General features: G+C 44.0%; 18 protein-coding genes. 17 read left to right on the top strand and 1 reads right to left on the bottom strand.

Annotated features, from left to right (window positions below; all coding sequences use genetic code 11):
* Positions 1–316: 316 nt before the first annotated feature.
* Entirely contained in the window at positions 317–1,261 is a 945-nt protein-coding gene (rluC, locus tag F0231_RS05700) for a 23S rRNA pseudouridine(955/2504/2580) synthase RluC (protein ID WP_171758754.1), read from the top strand.
* A 66-nt stretch (positions 1,262–1,327) separates the two neighbouring features.
* On the opposite strand, the gene F0231_RS05695 is transcribed toward rluC, so the two are convergent.
* On the bottom strand, positions 1,328–1,909 hold the full coding sequence (locus F0231_RS05695) for a nucleoside triphosphate pyrophosphatase (protein WP_171758753.1): 582 nt from the start codon (positions 1,907–1,909) through the stop codon (positions 1,328–1,330).
* A gap of 147 nt (positions 1,910–2,056) precedes the next feature.
* Here F0231_RS05695 and yceD point away from each other — a divergent pair, with 147 nt between their 5' ends.
* The 16 genes from yceD (at position 2,057) to ptsG (ending at position 18,386) form a co-directional block, all read left to right on the top strand.
* Positions 2,057–2,584, top strand: a complete 528-nt coding sequence (yceD, locus tag F0231_RS05690; RefSeq protein ID WP_171758752.1) for a 23S rRNA accumulation protein YceD — start codon at positions 2,057–2,059, stop codon at positions 2,582–2,584.
* A 30-nt stretch (positions 2,585–2,614) separates the two neighbouring features.
* On the top strand, positions 2,615–2,785 hold the full coding sequence (rpmF, locus tag F0231_RS05685) for a 50S ribosomal protein L32 (protein ID WP_004414666.1): 171 nt from the start codon (positions 2,615–2,617) through the stop codon (positions 2,783–2,785).
* 9 nt (positions 2,786–2,794) lie between these two features.
* The gene (gene plsX / locus F0231_RS05680; protein ID WP_171758751.1) at positions 2,795–3,820 is read left to right on the top strand and encodes a phosphate acyltransferase PlsX; all 1,026 of its coding nucleotides are present in this window, start codon (positions 2,795–2,797) and stop codon (positions 3,818–3,820) included.
* Positions 3,821–3,825: 5 nt separating this feature from the next.
* Positions 3,826–4,776: a beta-ketoacyl-ACP synthase III gene (locus F0231_RS05675; protein ID WP_171758750.1), complete on the top strand. Its 951-nt coding sequence runs from the start codon at positions 3,826–3,828 to the stop codon at positions 4,774–4,776.
* Positions 4,777–4,858: 82 nt separating this feature from the next.
* Positions 4,859–5,782, top strand: coding sequence for an ACP S-malonyltransferase (fabD, locus tag F0231_RS05670; RefSeq protein WP_171758749.1), 924 nt, complete (start codon positions 4,859–4,861; stop codon positions 5,780–5,782).
* A 20-nt stretch (positions 5,783–5,802) separates the two neighbouring features.
* Positions 5,803–6,537, top strand: a complete 735-nt coding sequence (gene fabG, locus F0231_RS05665; protein WP_171758886.1) for a 3-oxoacyl-ACP reductase FabG — start codon at positions 5,803–5,805, stop codon at positions 6,535–6,537.
* A 303-nt stretch (positions 6,538–6,840) separates the two neighbouring features.
* Complete coding sequence (gene acpP / locus F0231_RS05660; RefSeq protein WP_004406112.1) at positions 6,841–7,074, top strand: acyl carrier protein; 234 nt, start codon at positions 6,841–6,843, stop codon at positions 7,072–7,074.
* 93 nt (positions 7,075–7,167) lie between these two features.
* Positions 7,168–8,412, top strand: a complete 1,245-nt coding sequence (fabF, locus tag F0231_RS05655) for a beta-ketoacyl-ACP synthase II (protein WP_171758748.1) — start codon at positions 7,168–7,170, stop codon at positions 8,410–8,412.
* Between the two features lie 94 nt (positions 8,413–8,506).
* Positions 8,507–9,310 (top strand): aminodeoxychorismate lyase, encoded by an 804-nt coding sequence (gene pabC / locus F0231_RS05650; RefSeq protein ID WP_171758747.1) that lies wholly within the window; start codon positions 8,507–8,509, stop codon positions 9,308–9,310.
* Positions 9,307–10,323 (top strand): endolytic transglycosylase MltG, encoded by a 1,017-nt coding sequence (mltG, locus tag F0231_RS05645; protein WP_171758746.1) that lies wholly within the window; start codon positions 9,307–9,309, stop codon positions 10,321–10,323. Before pabC ends, mltG begins: the two co-directional genes overlap by 4 nt.
* The gene (tmk, locus tag F0231_RS05640; RefSeq protein ID WP_171758745.1) at positions 10,320–10,949 is read left to right on the top strand and encodes a dTMP kinase; all 630 of its coding nucleotides are present in this window, start codon (positions 10,320–10,322) and stop codon (positions 10,947–10,949) included. The genes mltG and tmk overlap by 4 nt, the downstream gene beginning before the upstream one ends.
* A 3-nt stretch (positions 10,950–10,952) precedes the next feature.
* Entirely contained in the window at positions 10,953–11,915 is a 963-nt protein-coding gene (locus F0231_RS05635) for a DNA polymerase III subunit delta' (RefSeq protein WP_171758744.1), read from the top strand.
* Positions 11,906–12,679 (top strand): TatD family hydrolase, encoded by a 774-nt coding sequence (locus F0231_RS05630; RefSeq protein ID WP_171758743.1) that lies wholly within the window; start codon positions 11,906–11,908, stop codon positions 12,677–12,679. Before F0231_RS05635 ends, F0231_RS05630 begins: the two co-directional genes overlap by 10 nt.
* Positions 12,680–13,142: 463 nt before the next feature.
* A complete protein-coding gene (locus tag F0231_RS05625; protein ID WP_171758742.1) occupies positions 13,143–14,558 on the top strand; it encodes a HEAT repeat domain-containing protein in 1,416 nt (471 codons plus the stop codon).
* Between the two features lie 23 nt (positions 14,559–14,581).
* Complete coding sequence (locus F0231_RS05620; RefSeq protein ID WP_171758741.1) at positions 14,582–16,495, top strand: hypothetical protein; 1,914 nt, start codon at positions 14,582–14,584, stop codon at positions 16,493–16,495.
* Positions 16,496–16,955: 460 nt separating this feature from the next.
* A complete protein-coding gene (gene ptsG, locus F0231_RS05615; protein WP_171758740.1) occupies positions 16,956–18,386 on the top strand; it encodes a PTS glucose transporter subunit IIBC in 1,431 nt (476 codons plus the stop codon).
* Positions 18,387–18,516: the final 130 nt, after the last annotated feature.

Raw genomic sequence — 18,516 nt, 5'->3', positions numbered from 1 at the left:
AGCGGACTACTCTGTTTATTGCTCAAGATATGGGGTGGTTTGTTTAAAATGCAACCAACTCATATATTGCAGGTGTGAACTATAGCAGTACCCATTAAACTCAGCAATCTGCTTTATAATAAAACGCTAAAAAAGCTGATTTTATTTTGTGTAAGTATTTGTTTTTTATTGTGTATTGCGAGTGTTTTTGAAATTTGCAATAAAACTGATGGATTTTTATCCGTAAAGGATATGGAATTCAGTCTTATCACGAAATTTTCCATTTTGTTGCGAAGAAAATGTGAATCTGCGCATGTTAGGATGTTAGAATAACCGCATGAGTGAAATTAGAACTAAAGTCCAATTTGTCGATATCGACGAAGATATGGCGGGTCAGCGTATTGATAACTTCTTGCGCAACCAATTGAAAAGTATTCCTAAAAGCATGGTTTACCGCATCTTGCGTAAGGGTGAAGTGCGTGTAAACAAAAAGCGCATCAAGGCTGAGTATAAGCTAAAGGCGGGCGATCTTGTTCGAATCCCACCTGTGACCATCGAAGAGAAAGCCGAAGAAGTTGCTCCTAGCACGAAGCTAAATAAAGTAGCCGAGCTTGAAAACAAGATCATCTACGAAGACGATCACATGCTCATCCTAAATAAACCTTCAGGAACAGCAGTACATGGTGGCAGCGGCCTCAAGTTTGGTGCAATTGAAGCATTACGAGCTCTGCGCCCTGATGCTCGCTTCCTAGAGTTGGTGCACCGTATTGATCGCGATACCTCGGGTATCTTGTTGGTTGCGAAGAAACGTTCAGCTCTTCGTCATCTTCAAGCACAGTTTCGCGAAAAAACAGTACAAAAATACTATTTTGCTTTGGTGATGGGTGAATGGAAATCAAGCTGTAAGAAGGTCAATGCCCCTCTGCTTAAAAACGAGGTAAACAGCATTGTTCGCGTGAACCCAAATGGCAAAGCATCGGAAACTCGCTTCAAGATTATTGAGAAGTTCGCTAATGCAACTTTGATTCAGGCGAGTCCAATTACCGGACGCACGCACCAGATTCGGGTACACACTCAATATACCGGTCACCCAATCGCTTGGGATGATCGTTATGGTGACCGCCGCTTCGACGCTTACACTGGCAAAGTCGGGCTTGATCGCTTGTTCCTGCATGCCGCAAATATCAAGTTCCAACACCCTTCAAATGACGAGTGGATGGAGATCAATGCGCCAATGGAGCCTAAGTTAGAGAAAGCGTTGGCTGGGTTGCGTAAATTATAAACGTCGTTCCATAGAGTGACGAAGGAGCGAGTAGGGAATCTCTTTAGGGTTCCGACTCGCTTCTGCCTAAAGTACCTCAAACCCTTGTGCTTCAAGCATATCAATTAAGTCAATCAACGGCAGTCCTACCAAGGTATTTGGATCTTTACCTTCCAGGCGTTCGAATAGAGCAATGCCTAAACCTTCACTCTTGAAGCTACCTGCGCAATAAAACGGCTGTTCTTTATCAACATAGTTAGCGATCTGACTGTCGGTTAAATTACGAAAGTGAACGGTAAAGGTATCTACTTTGACATCTGTTTTCTTTGTACTCGAATTAAATAGCGCTAACCCGGTATAGAACTGAATAGATTGACCACGTTGCAGCGTCAATTGTTCGATGGCTTTTTCGCGGCTAAGCGGTTTGCCGATAATGTTGCCATTGATCACACACACTTGATCGCTACCAATCACTAAGTGACCATCGCTTACGTGACAAGATTTTGCTTTACCTATCGCTAGCCTTTCGACGAGTTCTAGTGGACTCTCGTTGGCTAACGGCGTTTCATCGAAGTCAGGGGAGGCGGTAGAGAAGTCAATTGCTAATTTATTGAGCAGTTGTTCTCGATAAGGAGAAGTCGAAGCTAAAACTAGTTGGTAATTTTGCATTTTAATTTACAATCTAAAGCAGGTTAGTAAGAGCTTAATCGATATCACGGTTAGGATACTAGCTCTCTCGTTGATAAGGAAAAAAAGTACATTTTTTTGCCCTTTTTCTTTGACTATAAACGATTTGGAAGATAGAATTCGCGCCCTATGCAAAAGGTAAAAATACCGCGTACGATTGATCCGACACGCTCAGCTCAAAAGCGACTAGATGTTGAAGGTATTATTCAAGTTAGTCTCTTTAAGCGCTTAGAGGAATCAGTCGAAGGCGTTAGACGCGACGCCCAAGTGTCACTGTCATTTGACTTAGATGAGCAGCGACTCGTTGTTATCTCTGGTAAAGCTAACATCGAAGTCGACTTAGAGTGTCAACGCTGTAATGAGGTTTTCGCACATGAGTGCGATGTCCAATTCACCTATACACCGTATCGCGGTGAGAGGACTGAAGAGGAAGCACCGGAAGAGTACGATTTGGTAGATCTGAACGAGTACGGTGAATTAGACCTAATACAGTTAGTTGAAGACGAGTTCATTCTAAACTTGCCTCAAATTGCAATGCACGAAGAAGCGGACTGTAGCGTTGATTCAGATAATATGGTGTTTGGTGAGATTCCAGAAGAAATTGTGGAAGAAGAGAAGCCGAATCCATTTGACGTTTTAAAAAGCTTAAAGAAGTAATTCTTTAATACTTACATAGGAGTAGGGTCAATGGCCGTACAAAAGAGCAAGAAATCACGTTCAATGCGTGGCATGCGTCGTTCACACGATGCCCTAACTACAGCTGCACTTTCTGTAGACGCAACTTCAGGTGAAACTCACCTACGCCACAACGTAACTGCTGAAGGTTACTACCGTGGCAAAAAGGTTATCAACAAGTAAGGTTGACCTTTGCAAAATATAGCCGTTGCACTTGATGCAATGGGCGGGGATTTCGGTCCTCGCGTCACAGTGCCTGCCGCCGTGCAGGCACTGTCGCATTTCCCAGAGCTAAAAGTGGTCCTCATTGGTGATCAAACTCAGATCACGTCTCAATTATCTTCGCTTGGTTTTCAAACGAACTCCCGTTTGAGTATTCAACATACTGACCGAGTGATATCGAATTCCGAAAAGCCTTCTCTTGCATTAAGAAACAGTCATGGTAGTTCCATGGGCACCGCGATTGAATTGGTTGCGGACAACCAAGCGGATGCATGTGTCAGTTGTGGCAACACCGGCGCTCTCATGGCGCTCTCGCGTTTCAAACTCAAATTACTACCTGGCATTGAACGACCAGCATTGATATCTGCATTACCGACCGCATCAGGTGGCCGAACTTGGATGCTCGATTTAGGTGCAAACGTATCAAGTGATGCAGACTCACTGTTTCAATTCGCTGTTATGGGCAGTGCATTGGCAGAACAATATTTGCAACGCGCACCTCGTGTCGCGATTTTAAATATCGGCGCTGAAGAAATAAAAGGTAATGACCTCGTCAAGCGTTGTTCTGAAATGCTATCTCAGACTCAGTCAGTTAACTTTGTCGGCTATATTGAAGGGAACCAACTTCTTCATGACGCCGCCGACGTAGTGGTATGTGATGGGTTTGTCGGCAATGTCTGCCTTAAAACGTGCGAAGGGACGGCACAACTCTTTATTGATAAGTTGAAATCTCACATGATGGCCTCATCTATAAAGGGTTGGATTGCAAGAAAATTATTTTCCAGCTTATTTAATGAGCTAAAAACATTGAACCCCGACCAGTATAATGGCGCAAGTTTGCTAGGATTGCGCGGCATTGTCATAAAAAGCCACGGAAGTGCTGATGTAGACGCTATCATCAATGCGATTGGTGAAGCGTTGCATGAGGTCCAACGACAAGTACCAAACCGTATTAGCGATCGTTTGGAAGCGGTTTTACTCGAGAGGCATTATTAGTCTTCATGTATAGCAAAATTTTAGGTACTGGCAGCTACCTGCCATCTCAGGTGCGTTCAAACGCAGATCTAGAGAAAATGGTAGATACAACGGATGAGTGGATTGTCACTCGTACGGGTATTAAAGAGCGTCGCATTGCAGCTGAAAATGAAACGGTTGCTGATATGAGCTACTTAGCTGCGAAAAACGCCATTGAAATGGCGGGCATTGATAAGGACGATATCGACCTTATTATCGTCGCGACAACAAGTGGCAGCCATACATTCCCGTCATCTGCTTGTCAGGTGCAAGCAAAGCTTGAAATTAAAGGTTGCCCGGCATTTGATCTAGCAGCTGCATGTTCGGGGTTTGTATACGCGCTCTCTGTTGCTGATCAACATATCAAATCGGGTATGTGCAAAAATGTGCTAGTGATCGGTGCTGATGCTCTGTCTAAGACCTGTGATCCAACTGATCGCTCTACTATCATCCTATTTGGTGATGGTGCGGGTGCGGTTGTTGTCGGTCAAAGTGAAGAGCCAGGCATTTTATCTACTCACATTTATTCAGATGGCCGATTCGGTGAGCTTTTAAGCCTAGAAGTGCCCGAACGTGGTAAAGATGCAGACAAATGGCTGCATATGGCGGGCAACGAAGTTTTCAAAGTAGCGGTTACTCAGCTATCGAAGCTAGTAAAAGACACACTTGCTGCGAATGATATGCATAAGTCAGAACTTGATTGGCTTGTACCACACCAAGCAAACTACCGCATTATCTCTGCGACAGCTAAGAAACTGTCAATGTCGCTTGACCAAGTGGTTATTACCCTAGATAAGCATGGCAACACATCAGCAGCGACTGTCCCTACAGCGTTAGATGAAGCTGTTCGTGATGGCCGTATTCAACGTGGCCAAACGTTGTTGCTAGAAGCATTTGGTGGTGGATTTACTTGGGGCTCAGCACTCGTTAAGTTCTAAACAGAATTCAAAAATTAAGATGCCTTTCGTGGCATCTTTTCTTTCTTCTTTAATTTAAAGAAACGTTTTTAAGGAAAAGAAAATGAGCAAGTTTGCTATTGTATTTCCAGGTCAAGGTTCTCAAGCAGTTGGTATGATTGCTGAGCTTGGCGAGCAGTATGACGTAGTTAAACAAACATTTGCTGAAGCATCTGAAGCGCTAGGCTACGACCTATGGGCCCTTGTTCAAAACGGCCCTGCTGAAGATCTAAACCAAACTCACCGTACTCAACCTGCATTGCTAGCATCATCAGTGGCTATCTGGCGTGTATGGCAAGAGCTTGGCCTAGAACAGCCAGCGAACCTAGCAGGTCACAGCCTAGGTGAATACTCTGCATTGGTATGTGCAGGTGTTATCGACTTTAAAGAAGCGATCAAACTTGTTCAGCTTCGTGGTCAACTGATGCAAGAAGCAGTACCAGCAGGCACTGGCGCAATGTATGCAATCATCGGTCTTGACGATGAGTCAATCGCTAAAGCGTGTGAAGAAGCTGCACAAGGCGAAGTCGTTTCTCCAGTAAACTTCAACTCTCCTGGTCAAGTTGTTATTGCTGGCAGCAAAGATGCAGTAGAGCGCGCTGGCGCACTATGTAAAGAAGCGGGCGCTAAGCGTGTACTTCCTCTTCCAGTTTCTGTGCCTTCACATTGTGCACTAATGAAGCCTGCGGCTGACAAGCTAGCAGTAGCTCTAGAAGCGCTAGAATTCAACGCGCCTCAGCTTCCAGTAATCAACAACGTTGATGTTGCTGCGGAAACTGATCCTGCAAAAATTAAAGACGCACTTGTACGTCAGCTATACAGCCCAGTTCGTTGGACTGAAAGCGTACAGCTGATGAGCGAGCAAGGCGTTGAGAAACTTCTTGAATTAGGCCCAGGTAAGGTTCTTACGGGTCTAACCAAACGTATCGTGAAAACACTAAGCGGCGCAGCAGTGAATGATGCTGCATCTCTTGAAGCTGCGAAGTAATTTAAGGAATTAACGACATGATGAATCTAGAAGGCAAAATTGCCCTAGTGACTGGCGCAAGCCGCGGTATCGGCCGTGCGATTGCTGAGCTACTTGTTGAGCGTGGCGCGACAGTAATTGGTACAGCGACTTCTGAAGGCGGCGCAGCTGCAATCAGTGAGTACCTAGGTGAGAACGGTAAAGGTCTTGCTCTAAACGTAACTGATGTTGAGTCTATCGAGGCAACACTAAAAACGATCAACGATGAGTTCGGCGCGATTGATATCCTAGTAAACAATGCTGGTATCACACGCGACAACCTACTTATGCGTATGAAAGATTCTGAGTGGGATGACATCATCGACACTAACTTAACGCCAATTTTCCGCATGTCAAAAGCAGTTCTTCGCGGCATGATGAAAAAGCGCGCTGGTCGCATCATCAACGTAGGTTCAGTTGTTGGTACTATGGGTAACGCAGGTCAAGCAAACTACGCTGCGGCTAAAGCGGGCGTTATCGGTTTTACTAAGTCAATGGCTCGTGAAGTGGCATCTCGTGGTGTTACTGTAAACACAGTTGCACCAGGTTTCATCGAAACTGATATGACAAAAGCACTGAATGAAGAGCAACGTGCTGCTACACTAGCTAACGTACCATCAGGTCGTCTTGGTGACCCTCGTGAAATTGCTTCAGCAGTTGTATTCCTAGCTTCTCCAGAAGCGGCATACATCACTGGTGAAACTTTGCATGTAAATGGCGGTATGTACATGGTGTAAATCGCTTTCGTGCGGAAATCGTGAACTTTTTCATTAATTTTCACTCAAATTTCTGCGCTAAGGTTAATTTGCACTTAATGTCGTCATATAGGCTACTTTTTCCGTTAAAAATAGCCTATAGTTTGTGAACTTTGACCTAAGTGTGCGCAAGATTTGTGCATGATTTAAGTCAAAAATGTATTGAATTTCGGTTAAAATCGCTAAAATTGTGGTTTGACCAGCAAGGTCCCTCTTGCAACTTTCAGTAGTTCGAATAAACTACGGAATCATCGCATTGAGCGAAATCTGTAAAGGAAAAGAAAAATGAGCAACATCGAAGAACGCGTAAAGAAAATCATTGTTGAACAGCTAGGTGTAGACGAAGCTGAAGTTAAAAACGAAGCTTCATTCGTTGACGATCTAGGTGCTGATTCTCTAGACACTGTTGAACTAGTAATGGCTCTAGAAGAAGAATTCGACACTGAGATTCCAGACGAAGAAGCTGAGAAAATTACTACTGTTCAAGCTGCTATCGACTACGTAAACAGCGCTCAGTAATAATATCTCTCCCAGGCGGCCTTCTGGCCGCCTGTGTTCTTTTTAACCCTTCTATCCTTCCATAGAATCATTTCATTTCCGGAGAATAAAATCGTGTCCAAGCGTCGTGTTGTTGTCACTGGCATGGGTATGTTGTCACCGGTAGGCAACACCGTAGAATCATCTTGGAAAGCCCTGCTAGCTGGTCAAAGTGGTATCGTGAATATCGAACACTTTGATGCTGAAAATTTCTCAACTCGCTTTGCGGGTCTTGTTAAAGACTTTGACTGTACTGAATACATGTCAAAGAAAGATGCACGTAAAATGGATCTATTTATCCAGTACGGTATCGCTGCAGGTATCCAAGCACTAGATGACTCTGGTTTACAAATTAACGAAGAAAATGCACCACGTGTTGGTGTTGCAATTGGCTCTGGTATCGGTGGTCTAGACCTTATCGAAACTGGTCATACTGCACTGGTTGATAGAGGCCCTCGTAAAGTAAGCCCATTCTTCGTTCCATCAACCATCGTAAACATGGTTGCAGGTAACTTATCTATTATGCGTGGTCTTCGCGGTCCTAACATCGCGATCTCGACGGCGTGTACAACAGGTCTACACAACATTGGTCACGCGGCTCGTATGATTGCATACGGTGATGCGGAAGCAATGGTTGCTGGTGGTTCTGAAAAAGCATCAACACCACTAGGTATGGCTGGTTTTGGTGCAGCTAAAGCGCTATCTACTCGCAACGATGAGCCACAAAAAGCGTCTCGTCCATGGGATCAAGACCGTGACGGTTTTGTTCTTGGTGACGGTGCAGGCATGATGGTACTAGAAGAGTACGAACATGCGAAAGCGCGTGGTGCTAAAATCTACGCTGAGCTAGTTGGCTTTGGCATGTCTGGTGATGCTTACCACATGACGTCTCCATCTGAAGACGGTTCAGGTGGCGCACTGGCGATGGAAGCAGCAATGCGTGATGCGGGTATCGAAGGTACTCAAGTTGGTTACGTAAATGCTCACGGTACATCAACACCTGCAGGTGACGTTGCTGAAATTAAAGGCGTGCGTCGTGCTCTAGGTGAAGAGGGCGTGAAGCAAGTGAAAGTATCTTCAACTAAATCAATGACAGGTCACCTTCTGGGTGCTGCCGGTTCTGTTGAAGCGATCATCACTGTTATGTCTCTGGTTGACCAAATTGTTCCACCGACAATCAACCTAGACAACCGCGCTGAAGGTCTAGACGATATCGATCTAGTGCCACATACAGCGAAAGAAGTTCAAATGGAGTACGCAATTTGTAACTCATTTGGCTTTGGCGGTACGAACGGCTCGCTAGTATTCAAAAAGATCTAAAGAATCGCTAATTGAATCTAAATAAACGGCTTAATGCTTTGGCATTAAGCCGTTTTGTTATTTAATAGCCCCTGAAACTTCAATAGGGATAGTTATGTTCTGGCTCAATGGAAAACGTGCGGATTCAGTTACGCTCACCGATCGTTCGTTTCAATATGGTGACGGCTGCTTTACGACTATGCTGACGCGAAACGGCCAAATACAACATTGGCAAAAGCATATCGACAGGATGAACGCTTGCCTCGATGTTTTATTGATTCCGCGCCCTGATTGGAAGCAAGTGGAAAAGTGGCTAGACCAAGCGGTCAGATCTGAACCTTTGGCTGGGATAAAAATTCATATTAGCCGCGGTGCTGGAGGAAGGGGATATAGCCCTACTCAAGTGACCTCACCAAATGTTACTATTAGCGCCTTTATTTATCCGCCCCATTATGAACAATGGAGCGCTGACGGGGTAACCCTTGGTGTGTGCCAAACTCGCCTAGGTTTAAACCCAATGCTTGCCGGGCATAAACATAATAATCGTTTAGAGCAAATTATGGTTAAGGCAGAGCTTGATGATTTGCAGCTGCCTGATGGCGTGGTGCTCGATATCAATGGAAATGTTATCGAAACAAGCATGGCTAACCTATTTTGGGTAAAAGATGGTGTTGTTTATACACCCGCATTGACCCACGCTGGTGTGAGTGGCGTGATGCGACGTGTGGTACTTGAAGTGTTAGAGAAACTCCAAATCAGAAGCTCTGTCGGTCATTTTGAATTAGATAATGTACTTGCAGCTGATGAGGTGTTTATCTCTAATTCTATTTTAGGTGTTGCGCCGATCCGTCAAATTAGCTCGGCAAATTTTGAGATTGGAACTATTACAAAACGAATTCAGGAGACGATCGACTCGTGATCAAAAAAATCACCCTTTTTCTTATACTGATTGCCGCCTTATTAGCTGGCGGCTATGTGTATGTCTCGCAGCAAGTATCGCAATACATTACTCAACCTTTAAAGCTTGAAGAAGCTCAGATTTTTACGATTGAATCAGGCACGAGTTTTAATCGAGTATTGGCGAACCTCACCAAGTCTAATCTTATCGAGCCTAACGACATGGTTAAGCTCGTCCGACGCTTTCACCCTGAATTGACTCAAGTTCGAGCGGGTACTTACTTATTAGAACCGGAGCTTAACCTTACACAGGCGCTTGAGCAGTTCAAACAAGGAAAAGAGCATCAATTTGCGATCACTTTTGTTGAAGGCTCAACTTTTAAAGAGTGGCGTGAAATTTTAAAAGCGGCACCATATTTAGAACATGAACTCACCGATTTAAGTGAAGCCGAAATTTCGGCGCTTATTGGCTCTGATCACGAGAAGCTTGAAGGTCTAATGTTAGCAGAAACGTACCACTACACACTGGGTGCGTCTGATTTAGACATTTTAAAGCGAGCGTCAAGCAAACTGCAGTCGGTACTTGATGAACAGTGGGAAAAACGTCAAGAAAAACTGCCCCTTAAATCGGCGTATGAAGCTTTGATCCTCGCCTCTATCATCGAAAAAGAGACGGCAGTCGAGTCAGAGCGTGAACGCGTTGCCGCGGTATTCGTTAACCGTCTAAATAAACGTATGCGCCTGCAAACGGATCCAACGGTTATCTATGGAATGGGTGACAAGTACGACGGAAATATTCGCAAGAAAGATTTGCGTACACCGACACCATACAATACGTACACCATCTTTGGTTTACCGCCGACGCCAATTGCTATGCCAGGTGAAGCGTCTATTGCAGCAGCGTTGAACCCTGAAGACAGTAACTATTACTACTTCGTCGCAAGTGGTAAAGGTGGTCATGTATTTTCAAAAACGTTAGCAGAGCATAATCGAGCTGTTCGAGCGTATCTAAAACAATTAAGAAGCAACAAATGACAAACGCTAAATTCATCGTAATTGAAGGCCTAGAAGGCGCAGGTAAGAGTACGGCAATTAATGCTGTACTAGAAACATTAAAGCAGTCAGGTATTGGGTCGATTAAAAACACTCGTGAGCCGGGCGGTACGGCACTTGCTGAAAAGCTGAGAACGCTTGTTAAGCAGGAGCATGAAGGCGAAACTCTACAGGATATGACAGAGCTTCTGATGATGTATGCTGCTCGCGTTCAACTGGTAGAGAACGTTATCAAGCCTGCACTAGCAGATGGTACTTGGGTGGTGGGTGATCGTCATGATATGTCGTCTCAAGCATACCAAGGTGGTGGTCGCCAAATCTCCAAAGAGACGATGACAGCGCTTAAACAAACCACACTAGGCGACTTTAAACCCGATCTCACCATCTATCTTGATATTGACCCACGTGTTGGCCTTGAACGTGCTCGTGGGCGAGGGGAGCTCGATCGTATCGAAAAGATGGACATGGGTTTCTTTGATCGCACTCGCGAGCGTTACTTAGAGCTCGCGAACAGTGATGAATCAGTCATTATTATTAATGCAGAACAAGAGATTGAGAAAGTCGCTGCTGATATTACTCAAGCTCTAGCTGCGTGGGTGCAAGCGTAAGCTATGAATGAGCTATACCCGTGGTTAACGCCACTCTGGCAAGAATGGCAAGCAAACTTACAAGCTGACCGCTTCTCTAATGCTTCTCTTTTGGTTGCGAACCAAGGGATGGGGGCAGAACAGTTAGTCGAACAATTTAGTCAGGCAGTTATGTGTCAGAACTACCCTGCAGAAGCGTGTGGTTTTTGTCATGGTTGCCAACTAATGAGCTCGAACAGTCACCCAGACTTTCATGTCGTTAAGCCTGAAAAAGAGGGCAAGTCGATCACAGTCGATCAAATTCGCCAGTGTAATCGAATTGCTCAAGAGTCCTCTCAACTGTCTGGAACGCGCCTTTTCATTATCGAGCCTGCTGAGGCTATGAATGAATCTGCTGCCAATGCGCTTCTAAAGACGTTAGAAGAACCTTCATTGAGTTGTATGTTCTTGCTCGTGACACATCGAGCGAATGCATTGCTGCCGACCATAACAAGTCGTTGTCAGCAATGGCACTTATCTGCGCCAAGCTCAGACGTTGTTTCGCAATGGCTATCTGGTCAGTTCAAAGGTTCTGTACCTGCTTATGCGGCTCATCTTAACAGCAATGCTCCGTTGTCAACGCTTGCGTTTGTTGAACAGGACAAAGTCAGCCGTTACGAAGCCATTGAACATGAGTTCATTCAGTGGTGCCAGCAGCAAGGTGATGCTGTCAAATTAGCGAAAGAGTTGGCGTCAGAGCCAAGCGAGTCGCTGAATTGGTTGTGGTATCTCTTATCGGACGCACAAAAAGTCCACTATGGTCTATCGACTGACGATTTTGTGCCTGGAGCTAAGAAACTGGCAACAGTTTGTGATTATCAGCTACTCTATTCTCAAGCTCAGACACTATTAACACTCAATGATCAACTGAGGCTTCACACTGGTTTGAATGCCGAGTTATTGATCATGGACTGGCTATTTCAATTTTACGAGGAACCATGTTCGTAGATTCTCACTGTCATTTAGACAAACTAGATTACCAAGACTTGCATACAGGTATTGAAGATGTTGTTGCTAAAGCAAAAGCGGCTAATGTAACAGAGCTTCTGTCTGTTGGCGTCACGCTAGATTCTTTTCCAAACATGCTCGAAATGATCGAGCCATTCGAGAACGTCTACGCATCATGTGGTGTGCACCCTCTCGACGTAGAGAGCGATTTCGCCTTAGATACACTGCATGAATACGCCGCGCACCCTCGAGTCGTTGCCATTGGTGAAACAGGCCTTGATTATCACTACCAACCTGAAACAGCCGATCTACAAAAGCTCCGTTTCGAGCAACAGGTCGAGTTAGGTGTGAAGTTAAATAAGCCGCTGATCATCCACACTCGAAATGCACGTGAAGATACTCTCGCAATTTTAAAGAATGGTCATGCCGATAAGTGTGGTGGGGTTATTCACTGCTTTACTGAAGACCTGCCTTTTGCCAAAGCGGCGATGGAGCTTGGTTTTTATATCTCGATCTCAGGCATTGTCACGTTTAGACAGGCGACAGAACTGAAAGAAGTGGTCAAAGCGCTTCCGCTTGAAAGACTGCTGATTGAAACAGACTCTCCGTACCTAGCTCCTGTTCCTCACCGAGGAAAACAGAACCAACCTGCTTATGTTGTAGAGGTAGCATCGTACATTTCTCAGCTAAAAGGATGTTCTTTGAGCGAGGTAGGTAAAACAACGACCGCAAACTTCCGTCGTTTATTTTTAGATAAAGTCTGATTTATCAAACCACTTAACAATCTAATATTTATATAGATGGCCAGAGTTCTCTGGCCATTTTTTATCTCGCCTTCTCGTTACTGTCCCATTTATCAACTAACTACCATTTAATGACTCTATTGTTATTAGCAAGGTGATCTAAGTCACGCTTATTAGTGGATATACTGACTTCATTTATAGTATGGTGTCTTGTAAATTTCTAATCATAGAGGCTTGAGGTTTGATTGGTCGATATAAAAAGTGGATGGGTTTTAGTGCTTTATTAGCTAGCCAAGCTTTTGCAAGTGAAACTGTGTGTGAAGCTCAGTGGTCAATATCGGTGGCTGCAACATCAGAGTTCTATTTCGAACAAGTAACGTACCAACATTTGACTCTGAACGGTTCACTACAAGCAAAGAAACTGCATCCAACGGAAGATAGTACAGAGGAAAGGTGGGTGTTTCATTTTATCGATGGTGAGTATTTGGCTGATGGAGAGAGCTATAGCGCCGATGAACTAGAGTACCCATTTATCGCTATCCGTGAAGAATCAGGCCTATTCACAAGCTTTGAATTTCAAGAAGGCTTAAAGCAAGAGAGCAAAGACCAATTAATTGGGATGATTGACTACTTCCAATACTCTTCGAAACTGAACGATAAAGTAGATGATTCAAATGGAAACTATTTGGCTGATTTTACTTACAGCGAAGGCGCTCATGGCAAAAACAAAACTAAATACAATAGCTTAGATCCTGAATTGACGATCACTGTGGACCAATCTAAACACAAAGCGATGGATGGTGTATGTCTACTTGAATCAGGACAGGGAAAGGAACAGCTTACATTTAAATATAACTCGGATTTTTATTTAGAGAGCTCCCAAAAATACAGTTTTGACAAGGAAGATATTACTGAAGGTCTTATTTGGGGGTTGTCATCAGATATTGATACTTGGCCACCTATAAACGTCGAAACCAAGCCATCTTTGCTAGAGATCAAACAAGATGAAAAAGAACTTTTAAGCTTATTGATGACGGGCGACCTCTCTTCAATTGACGCTTATGATCTTGCCGCTCTCCTAAATGAAAAAAAATACGCTCTCGATGGAATTAAAGAGTATTTAGCAGAGGACTCTTTTACTAATCGAGATGCAATGCGTTTCTACCATTCGTTGGGTATTGTCGACAACTCTTTTAGCCATTCGATTATAACGTACCTTTTGGGTGAAGAATCGGTATCTGACAACACGAAATTTCTCGTCACTCAGGCGTTGTTGCAAGGTGAGGGCGAGATATCGCGTAAAACTTACACAGAGTTAGAGGCGTTACTCAATGTTGGAATTAGCCTAGATAGGGACATCAATAATAGTTATCTGCTCGCTTTAGGGTCAATGGTTCAATATCGCGACGGAGAAGAGGTAAAGAAGCTTAACGATCTACTCTCGACTCGTTTAACTGAATCAGATAACCCTAACGAAAAAGCTAAATTTATTACCAGCCTGACGAACACCGCCGATGAAAAGAATATCGACCTTATATCTTCATATCATGACGATTCGTCTGTGTATGTTCAAAGGAATGTTGCCAAATCATTAGGAAAACTGACTTCAGAAAAAGCACAGGAAACCTTGGAGGATATGCTTCATTCGTCAAGTAACCCATCTGTAATTAACGAAGTTGTTCAGTCACTAGGGAGCTATGAGCTTGAGGAAGAAGTTGTAGGGACGCTTCTAGACTTAGCTGCCCGTAATGACAATGACCAATTAAGGTACTCAGCAATAGAAGCTCTAGGCCATCAAGACCAACACACCGATGTCGTTCAAGAAGAACTTCGCAAAATGTTGGCAACAGAAAGGTCGAGAAAAAATTTCCAAGCAATCGTTGATGTCATCGAAAAATAATCTAAAAGTCATAAGGATATAGTATGAAGAAAACATGGATCGCAAGCCTTGTTTCACTCGCATTATTGTCAGGGTGTGGGGAAGAAGATCAATCGGGTAACTTGAAGATTAGCTCTCTTAGAGTGGGTGACACCGACTTAAAAGCTAAAAGTACTGTGAATGTCGAATATGATGTTGAGGTAGAGGGTTACTCTGGTATTGAGACACGAATCGACTTTTATGCAGTATTAGATAGCGATGTTAATGCTCTCTCTGATTCGGACACTGAAACGGAGATTGGTGATTCGCATTTAATCATGTCAGACATTATCTCGATTGAGTCGACGGGTACGTTGAAGAAAAGTGCAGAGCTAGTGATCCCATCTGACGTTAAAATGGCTGGTGATTATATGATCATAGCTATGATCGACCCGTTGGAGGAGCTTGCCGAAACGAACGAAGAGGATAACTGGCCTACCGATGAAATGGTCGAACAGTATCAAGACGATACTTCTGAAATGTATGCATATTCAATGGTTTCAGTTGAAGCAGACCCAGACAATTCGTTAATGATTGATGAACTTGAATTCAGTGGTAACGCGGTCACTTTGGATCATAAGAACAATATGTCCGAATCAGAGATGATGAGTGACATTGTTGGTTTTATTGAGCTCCGTAGCTCTGGCTCGACAAGCTCTGAGTTATTGGTTGAAGCAACTGTGACGGTTCCTGGGACATCTATTAGTAACTCGCCGGTTACGTTTTTAGTGAATCATGATGATGGGACGAAGAGTTACGAGGAGTCTCTTTCTTGCTTCTTCGGTGAAAACACCAATGAGCACTTTATTGGTTTCGACATCCAACTCTCCGAAAGTGATAAGCAAGAGATAAGCGATAATTACGCCTCCAACATGGCTGATTATGCTAATGATCTCGAATTTAAGTTTACGGTTAAAACTCCAGAAGATGAGCTAGCAGCGGTCACGAGAGAAGTCACCATTCCATACTACGTATTTCAAGAAATGGAGGATGATGGAGGTTCAAGCGGCCTTGGTGTGAAGGCTCACAGCAGTGGATTTAGCAGCTCTAGTATTTCTCGTGAACGCTCTTTCGATAAATCTTTTGGTAACCCTAAGAAAGCGGCAATTGGCCTGAGCTTGGAAGGCGGGGCTGTTTTAGACCCGTTACGTGCTGGTGGTGCTGTCACAGCAGCTGGTGAAGCAACGGTAACGTTATTTAATGCTAGAAATACTATTTTTGGCGCAGAACTAGAAGCGGGAGCCTTTCTTCTTGATGAAACGGGGCTAGAGGCTGAATTAGTCCTTCTTAATGCGACTGTTGTTGAAATTGGTGGAGATGATGAAGGTGGTAAGTCTGACGATGATAATAACCTCCCTACTTGGTCTTACGGATTTGAAAAAGAGTGGGAGAAATCAAAGGACTTAATTACTAAAAAGATTTTTGTAGGTCCCGTTCCCATTACGTTGAGTGCTGGCGTTGTCGGTGCAATATCAGGATCGTTTGAGACAGGTTATCGTAGCCTAGGGATCTTTGCTGAAGGCGACTTGTTCTCTGCTGCGTTCGCAGTGAGAGCGAGAGGTGGATTCTCGTTGTTAGGGAATAAGATTTTTGCCGGCCTAGAAGCAAGATTGAACCTAATTGAAAACCTCTTTGCTTTAGAGTCTTCAGTTGGTCTAGACAAGATTACTATCGGTGCTGGTAATGCCGTTTCGGGCTCGGTTGGCTACAACATCTCGTTGACCGATGAATTAGATGCGATTAACGGTAAGTTTGGCTTATTTGCAGAAATTCGTAAGGTGAAGTGGTGTAAACGCCGTTGGTTCCCTTATCCATGTGGCAAAAAGTATTTAACGCATTACCTTTGGTTCTATCAAACACCAAGCTTGTTCTCTAAGGAGTGGACGCTACTCTCAAGAAGCGGGAGTATCGACTTCTAAAAGATAATTACAAAAGTAAATTAAGTTTTTACTAATTAAGGGGCTTTGGCCCCTTTTTTTTGTAACCTAAATCACGCGCAAGCGTTTAAATGGCATTGTTCACTAAAAATGTTGAACTTGAGAGTTAAAAAAGATGTCGATGTAATTTTGTTACATAAAATAACAACTGCATCTATTTTATTTACCCATCAAAATTAATCGTTTTTGAGATTATTTTTCATTTAATCAACAAGTTATGGTGTTGTAATCCATTTCAAATGCCAATTTGGATTGTGATCTATCTATTAGTTTGAAACTAAATTTCGTAACTGGCTAGAAAGTTTGACAAGCGGACAATATATTTAGAGGCAGAAAATATACTGTCATAAGTGGTTACATTTTCTTTGGGTGCTAACATTTAAGGCTACGGGGGTGTGCCGTTAGAACCCAACAATTCTAATAACTTTTCAGGAGCATAAACATGTTTAAGAACCTTTTTGCTAGCCTGCAGAAAGTTGGTAAGTCTCTGATGCTGCCAGTATCAGTGTTACCAGTTGCAGGTATCCTACTTGGTGTTGGTGCGGCCGACCTAGGTTTCATTCCAGAAATCGTTTCAAATCTAATGGAACAAGCGGGTGGCTCAGTATTCGGTCAAATGGCTCTGCTATTTGCTGTAGGTGTAGCACTTGGCTTTACTAACAACGACGGTGTTGCAGGTCTTGCTGCAATCGTTGGTTACGGCATCATGACGGCAACTTTAGCAGTTATGGCTGGCGTAATGGGTGTTGAGAAAATCGATACTGGCGTACTAGGTGGTATCCTAGTCGGTGGTGTTGCTGCTTGGGCATTCAACCGTTTCTTCAAGATTCAACTTCCAGAATACCTAGGCTTCTTCGCTGGTAAGCGTGCAGTGCCAATCATCACTGGTTTCTCAGCTATCGGTCTTGGTATCCTTCTATCTATTGTATGGCCACCAATTGGCGGCGCGATCGCATCTTTCTCTGATTGGGCTGCACACCAGAACCCACAGGTTGCGTTCGGTATTTACGGTATCGTTGAGCGTTCTCTAATTCCATTCGGTCTACACCACGTATGGAACGTACCATTCTTCTTCGAAGCAGGTACTTGTGTTAACGCTGCAGGCGAAACTCAAAACGGCGTACTAACTTGTTACCTAGTTGCTGATGAAGCATCTCGTGCTGCTGGTAATGGCTTCGGTCAGCTAGCGGGTGGTTACATGTTCAAGATGTTCGGTCTACCAGCTGCTGCTATTGCTATCGCTCACTCTGCTAAGCCAGAGAACCGTGCGAAAGTAATGGGTATCATGGCATCTGCTGCACTGACTTCATTCCTAACAGGTATCACAGAGCCAATCGAATTCTCATTCCTATTCGTTGCTCCTGTACTATACGGAATCCACGCTCTACTAGCGGGTTCTGCATACGTAGTTGCTAACACTCTAGGTTTCGTACACGGTACTTCGTTCTCACACGGTCTAATCGACTTCCTAGTACTGTCAGGCAACTCTCAGAAGATTGGCCTAATGGTTGTAACTGGTCTTGTTTACGCAGCAATCTACTACGTAGTATTCCGCGCTGTAATCAAAGCTATGGACCTTAAAACTCCAGGTCGTGAAGACGAATCTGAAGAAGCAGTGGCGACTTCTGGTTCAGACATGGCAGGTGAGCTAGTTGCAGCATTCGGCGGCAAAGCTAACATCACTGGTCTAGACGCATGTATCACTCGTCTACGTGTTGCTGTAGCTGACACAGAAGCTGTTGACCAAGACAAACTGAAACAACTAGGCGCAGCTGGCGTAGTGGTTGTAGCAGGTGGTGTTCAGGCTATCTTCGGTACTAAGTCTGACAACCTAAAAACTGAAATGGACGAGTGGATCCGTACTAACGGTTAATCACTTACCATTGTGATAAAAGGAGGCTTCGGCCTCCTTTTTTGTTTTCATGTTTAAGAGATACTGATAAAGAAATGTCACTTCCTACATTGGGCTTCTTCTCCGTTTCTTTTCACCTTTTCCTGACATC

Origin of the sequence: Vibrio sp. RE86 (assembly GCF_013114545.1) — a bacterium.
Lineage (GTDB): Bacteria > Pseudomonadota > Gammaproteobacteria > Enterobacterales > Vibrionaceae > Vibrio.
Note: the sequence above shows the minus strand (reverse complement) of the source record. Positions and strands in the feature narration are given on the sequence as shown.